Origin of the sequence: Rhodococcus sp. (in: high G+C Gram-positive bacteria) (genome assembly GCF_049299235.1) — a bacterium.
Taxonomy (GTDB): Bacteria; Actinomycetota; Actinomycetes; order Mycobacteriales; family Mycobacteriaceae; genus Rhodococcus.
The window spans coordinates 1-6,061 of the sequence record NZ_JBAQXC010000035.1; the positions used below are offsets into that span (position 1 = coordinate 1).

The following is a 6,061-nucleotide window of genomic DNA, read 5'->3' on the forward strand; positions in this document are numbered from 1 at the left end:
CTCGGCACACACCACGGCGGCGAGCGCCGCGTTGGCAATGTTGTAGTGGCCGGGCAGACGCACCCGGACCCGGTGGGCAGTCCCATCGGGGCCGGTCAGGGTGAAACTCTGCGAACCGTCGGCGGCAGCGACCTCGTCGGCGGCGGTCCAGTCCGCGGCAGGCGCCGATGCGACGGTTGCGACGGTCCGGGTCGTGTCGGGGTTCGCCTCGCGCGCGATGTCGGCCATGCGGGCACCCCACTCGTCGTCGACGCACACCACGGCGCGCGATGCGCTGTGCGGTGACCCGCCGGCGAAGAGCAGTGCCTTCGCTGCGAAGTAGTCGTCGAGGTCCTTGTGGAAGTCGAGGTGGTCCTGCGACAGATTGGTGAATGCGCCGACCGCGAATCGGACGCCGCCGACCCGGCCGAGGGCCAGCGCGTGGCTCGACACTTCCATCACGACCGTGTCGATACCGCGTTCGAGCATCGCGGCGAACAGTGCGTGGAGTTGCGGGGCCTCCGGGGTGGTGAGCGCACTGGGGACACGACGGCCCGCGATGCGCGTTTCCACCGTTCCCACCAATCCGGTGGACCGTCCGGTCGCGGACAACCCGGCCTCGACCAGGTACGCGGTGGTGGTTTTGCCGGAGGTGCCGGTGATGCCGATGACCTGCATGCGACGCGACGGGTGGCCGTAGACGACCGCGGACACCTCCCCGAGCACCGACCGCGGATCATCGTGCACGAGAACGGTGGTGGGCGCGGTGACCGCCGCGGCCACGAGGTCGCGGCCCGCCGCATCCGTGAGCACTGCGACGGCACCGCGTTCGAACGCCGTCGCGGCGAACTGCGCGCCGTGTGCGTGGGCGCCGGGCAGTGCCGCGAACAGATCGCCCGGTAGTACCGCCTGGGCGCGGAGGTCGACGCCGGTGACGACGCCCACCGTATCGGTAGCGCCCGCGAAATCGGTGGTGGTCGTGACGTCGGCGGGTACCACGATCGTGCAGTCGGCGCCGATCGCATCGGCCAGTTCCCGGAGTCGGGTCGCCGGTGGATGTTCGGGTCTCAGTCCCTCCACGGGAGGGGTCGGATCCGGACTCGGGGACACAGGCACCAGGTTCCTCTCGCTCTGCCGCAGCGGCCTTTGCAGTCGCTGGTCGTCCGTACTTCCGGGACGCCCTTCGTCCGTCCTGCCGGGACACTCCCGACGTGACACGTTACCGACACCGGAACAGCCGTTCGAACAGGGTCACCGCTCAATCGACCTGCAGGATCAGCTTGCTGCCGGGGTCCGCCGACAACGGCACGTTCTGACGCTGCAACATCCACGCGGCGATGTCGTGGAACAGCGGTGCCGCGGACTGGCCACCGCTGCCGTCGGCACTGCGCTTCGGCGCATCCATCATGATCCCGATCACGAACCGCGGATCGTCGGCCGGGGCTATTCCGGCGAAAGTGATCCAGTATTCGGAGTTCGAATAGCACTTGCAGTTCTGGTCGATCTGCTGGGCGGTGCCGGTCTTGCCGCTGATCTGGTATCCCTCGATCGCGGCGGGTGTGCCGGTGCCACGCTGGTTGCCGGTGTCGTCCTGCACGACGGACCGGAACATGTCGCGGACGGTCGCGGCGGTCTGGGCCCCGACGACCCGCACAGGTTCCGGACGCGGTGTTTCGGTTCGGGTTCCGTCGGGGGCTATCGTCGCGCGGACGATGCGAGGGGCGATGCGCTCACCGTCGTTGGCGATGGCCTGGTAGATCCCAGCCATCTGGAGCAGCGTCATCGACAGCCCCTGACCGATCGGCAGGTTCGCGAACGTACCGCCGGACCACTGCTCACGGTTGGGGACCAGCCCGTCGGATTCGCCCGGCAACCCGACGTCGGTGCGGTGACCGAGCCCGAACAGATCGAGCATCTGCGCGAAGCGATCCTCGCCGACCCGTTGGGCCAGCATCAGCGTGCCCACATTCGAGGACTTCCCGAAGATGCCGGTGGTGGTGTAGGGCACGACGCCGTGATCCCAGGCGTCCTTGACGGTGACACCCGACATCGTGATCGACCCGGGCACCTGCAACACCTCGTCGGGGGTGGTCAGACCGTCTTCGATGGCGGCAGCAGCGGTGATGATCTTGTTCACCGAGCCGGGTTCGAACGGCGAACTCACCGCGAGGTTGCCGAGTTCCGCGTCGGATTGCTTGTCGATACCGACAGCGGGATTGAACGTGCTGTCGTTCGCCATCGCCACGACTTCCCCGGTCTGCACATCCAGGACGACCGCGGACACGTTCTTCGCCTCCGAGAGGTCCCTCGCACGCTGAACCTGGTGCTGCACGTAGTACTGGATGTCGGAATCGATGGTCAGCTCGACGGCCGACCCGTCCACGGCGGCCTGCCTGTCCCGCCAACTACCGGGGATCACGGCGCCGTCGGAACCCCGGTCGTAGGTAGACGAACCGTCGGTACCTGCCAGCGTCGCATCCATCGACGATTCGAGTCCGAGCAGTCCGTGGCCGTCCCAGCCGGTCGCACCGACGATGTTCGCTCCGAGCGACCCGCCCGGATACAACCGGATGTCCTGGCGTTCGAGGCCGACCTTGTCGTATTCGTCGACAATGGCCGCCGCCACTCCGGGATCGACTCCGCGCGCAAGATAGACGAAGGTTTCGTTGCTTTCGAGCTTCGCGAGGACACTCTTCTCCGGTGCCGCGTCGCCCAGCGCATCGTGCACCGCGCTCGCAACGCCCTTCAGATAGTCACCGGTCTCCGGTTTCGACGGATCGTCCGCGTGGGCTTCGTCGAGTTCGCTACGCACCCGCTGCGGCTGGAACGTGAGGGCTTTCGCTTCCATCGTGTAGGCCAGCGGAGCACCGTTCCGATCGGCGATGGTTCCACGGGTGGCCGGTTCCACCAAGCGGGTCGTGCGCTGGTTCGCGGATTCCGCGGTCAGGGCCGGTGCCTGCACCACCTGAATCCACAGCAGCATCACCGCGGCGAGCGCGAGCGCACCGAACATCGCTGCGCGACCGACGCGGTTCCGAAATCCGAAGTCGGTGGTGTAGGCCGCGGCAGGCGACCGGCGGGACCCCGCACCTCCGGGCGGACCGGAACGGCGGGGTGCAGGTGTGCGGTTGCGCCCCGGCCCGCGAGGTCGGGTGCCTCGGCTCACCGGCGCCCATCCTCGGGGGTCACGGGCGTCAATTGTTCCGTCTGGGGCGGTACGACCGCGGCATTGCCGTCGACCGGCGTGGCGGCCGCGTCCGGCACGAGTGCGGGAACCTGCGGTGCACCCGGCGCGGGAGCGACCTCGACTACCGACACGGGTGCCTGCGCGGATGGATTCACCGGAACCTGCACGGGCGCCGGGGCTTCCGCCCGGTTGCCACCGACGGGAACCGGGCGCGGATTCTCGGCGCCGGCACTGCCCGCGAGCGGCGCGGGTCCGGTTCGGTCGGCGACGTTCGGCGTATTCAACGGCGCCGCGGGCACACCCTGTGCCACCGTCGGCGTGCCGACGACCTGGACCGAGCCGTCGTCACCGACGACGATGCGGGCGACCTCCCCCGTCGGTATCATGCCGAGTTCGGCGGCTCGTACCGCGAGTACCGGCGCGGAGTTGCCGGCTTCCACGTCGCGCTGCAGCACGGCACGTTCCTGCATCAGGGTCTCGTTGTACGCCCGAGCGGCACTGAGCTGGTAGGAATCTTCCGCCGCCCTGGTCGTGAGCAGCAATGTGACGGCCATGCCGACGCCGAGCAGCGCGAGGATGGTTGCGACGAACGGGATTCGGGTGGCGACCTTCGGCTGCGGTGTCGCGGTCGCCGATCCCCGCGACTCGCCGTTCCCACCGACTTGCGCTGCACGCTGATTCCGCCGCTGGTACGCACGTTGGGCCGCAGTGGTTCGCGTCGAACGGCGCAGCGGGGATGCCACCTGAACGGTCATCGGTTACCTCCTGGCGATTCGTTCTGCGGCACGCAGGCGTACGGGCGCCGAGCGTGGATTGCTCTCCATTTCGTGTTCCGAGGCTCGTTCCGCACCTCGGGTGAGGATCTTCAGTTCCGGGCCCATGCCCGGCAACTCGATCGGCAATCCTTCGGGACTCCTCGATTTCGAGCGCGGTGCGAGTTCCTGCTTGACGACACGATCCTCGAGGGATTGATACGACATGAACACCACGCGCCCGCCGACGGCAATCGCGTCGAGAGCGTCCGGGACGGCCGCACGGAGCGAGTCGAGTTCGGCATTGACCTCCACGCGCAACGCCTGAAAGGTGCGCTTTGCAGGATGCCCGCCGGTGCGGCGTGACGCGGCGGGAATAGTCCGGTAGAGCAGTTCGACGAGTTGACCACTGGTCCGGAAGGGTGCCTTGTCGCGGGCACGGACGATCTCGGAGGCGATCTTTCCCGCGAACCGTTCCTCCCCGTAGGTGCTGAGGATGCGGGCGAGGTCGCCGTGACCGTACGTGTTGAGCACGTCTGCAGCGGTGATGCCGCCGGTCGGGTCCATCCGCATGTCGAGTGGCGCATCCTTGGAATACGCAAATCCGCGGTCTGCCTCGTCCAACTGCATCGAGGAGACACCGAGGTCGAAGAGAATCGCGTGTACCGACCCGATTCGGTCGAGCCCACATTCAGCAAGCGCATCCGCGATCCCGTCGTAGCGGATGTGGACGAAATCGGTCCGCCCCGCGAACGGCGCGAGCCGTGCCTGCGCAATCGCGAGGGCGTCGGGGTCACGATCGAGACCGATCAGACGCAGACCGGGGTAGGTCCGCAGGAAGTGCTCGGCGTGGCCACCGAGACCGAGGGTCGCATCGACGTACACGGCACCGGCGCCGCCGGGTCCAGCCGCGTCGATCGCCGGCCCGAGGAGTTCGTCTGCCCGCTCGAGCAGCACTGGAACGTGTGCGAAACCATCGGCGGGGGCGTCACCGGCTGCGCCGGACTTCGCGTCGTCCTCGCCGTCCACCATGCTTCCTCCGGGTCCTGTTCGGTCGATTCGGAACAATTCGAGTCGTGCACATCGAGGCATGCACATCGAGGCATGCACATCGAGTCGTCGGCGAACGGTCGCCGGGCTCCGATACACCGGCGGCGAATGCATCGAGGTCTCTGTCCGATTCAGGGACCTGGCGCTGGGGAAGTGCGTCAGGGCTCCTTCGCCGAACCTGGCGCTGGGGAAGTGCGTCAGGGTCGGGTCTCGGGCAGAGGCCTCGCGGCACTCGCCGGGCGACCGCAGCAACGGTTACAGGATGTCTTGCAGCGCTTCGTCCCTCGCCTCCGAAAACTCCTCCTCGTGCTCGGCGAGGTAGGTTTCCCACGCCGTCGCGTCCCAAATCTCGAGGTGTTTGATCGCGCCGATCACGACGCAGTCCTTGGTGAGTCCGGCATATGTGCGGTGCGCCGCGGAGAGCGTGACCCGCCCCTGCGCGTCGGGTCGCTGCTCATCGGTGCCGGACGCCAGGCTGCGTAGAAATGCGCGAGCCTGCGGGTTGCTGCGCGATGCCGCCGCTGCTCGCTCGGCGAGTGCCGCGAACTCGTCGCGCGGAAAGACGGTCAGGCTGTGGTCCTGCCCTTTGGTGATCATCAGCCCTCCCGCCAGTTCGTCTCGATACTTCGCCGGCAGCGTCAGCCGACCCTTGTCATCCAGCTTCGGCGTGTGGGTACCGAGAAACACTCGACACCCCCGCCCGTGTCGGCCGGACCCTTCGTTTCCGACGGCGCAATCCGCGTTGCTCCGCCGCGCCCCACAGTACCCCACTTTGCCCCACTCGCCGTCCACTACGAGCCCGAATCGCCGGGCGTTTCGCCTGTAATTGCTGCTCACCGACGGTGGGGCGGAGTGGCGGCGACAGCGCATGATGCACCCGACGGGAACCGGCGGACCGACACATGTTCGAGCAGGCACCGAATGCAATCGAAAAAGCGCAGGTCGCTTCGGCCACGGACATGGCCGCATCGAACCCTGCCGCGCGGCATCCGGACACGGTGGGGAGATGTGGAGGCGATACAGGTAGGACCGGAGGACGTCCCCGACGCATCCGGCGCGGAACAACGAACGGCGCGACCCCACTGCAGTGGGG

Annotated in this window: 5 protein-coding genes; all 5 read right to left on the minus strand. The window is 67.8% G+C overall.

The genetic code is table 11. The annotated features are described in order from the left end of the window. A partial coding sequence (locus WAX14_RS02225) for a Mur ligase family protein (protein ID WP_422626465.1) occupies nucleotides 1-1,059 on the minus strand: 1,059 nt, incomplete at its 3' end. 178 nt (nucleotides 1,060-1,237) lie between these two features. Beyond that, nucleotides 1,238-3,145, minus strand: a complete 1,908-nt coding sequence (locus WAX14_RS02230) for a peptidoglycan D,D-transpeptidase FtsI family protein (RefSeq protein WP_422626466.1) — start codon at nucleotides 3,143-3,145, stop codon at nucleotides 1,238-1,240. Next, complete coding sequence (locus WAX14_RS02235; RefSeq protein ID WP_422626467.1) at nucleotides 3,142-3,921, minus strand: hypothetical protein; 780 nt, start codon at nucleotides 3,919-3,921, stop codon at nucleotides 3,142-3,144. The genes WAX14_RS02230 and WAX14_RS02235 overlap by 4 nt, the downstream gene beginning before the upstream one ends. Nucleotides 3,922-3,924: 3 nt before the next feature. Further along, entirely contained in the window at nucleotides 3,925-4,950 is a 1,026-nt protein-coding gene (rsmH, locus tag WAX14_RS02240) for a 16S rRNA (cytosine(1402)-N(4))-methyltransferase RsmH (RefSeq protein ID WP_422626468.1), read from the minus strand. Between the two features lie 273 nt (nucleotides 4,951-5,223). After that, on the minus strand, nucleotides 5,224-5,655 hold the full coding sequence (gene mraZ, locus WAX14_RS02245) for a division/cell wall cluster transcriptional repressor MraZ (RefSeq protein ID WP_422626469.1): 432 nt from the start codon (nucleotides 5,653-5,655) through the stop codon (nucleotides 5,224-5,226). Nucleotides 5,656-6,061 lie beyond the last annotated feature (406 nt).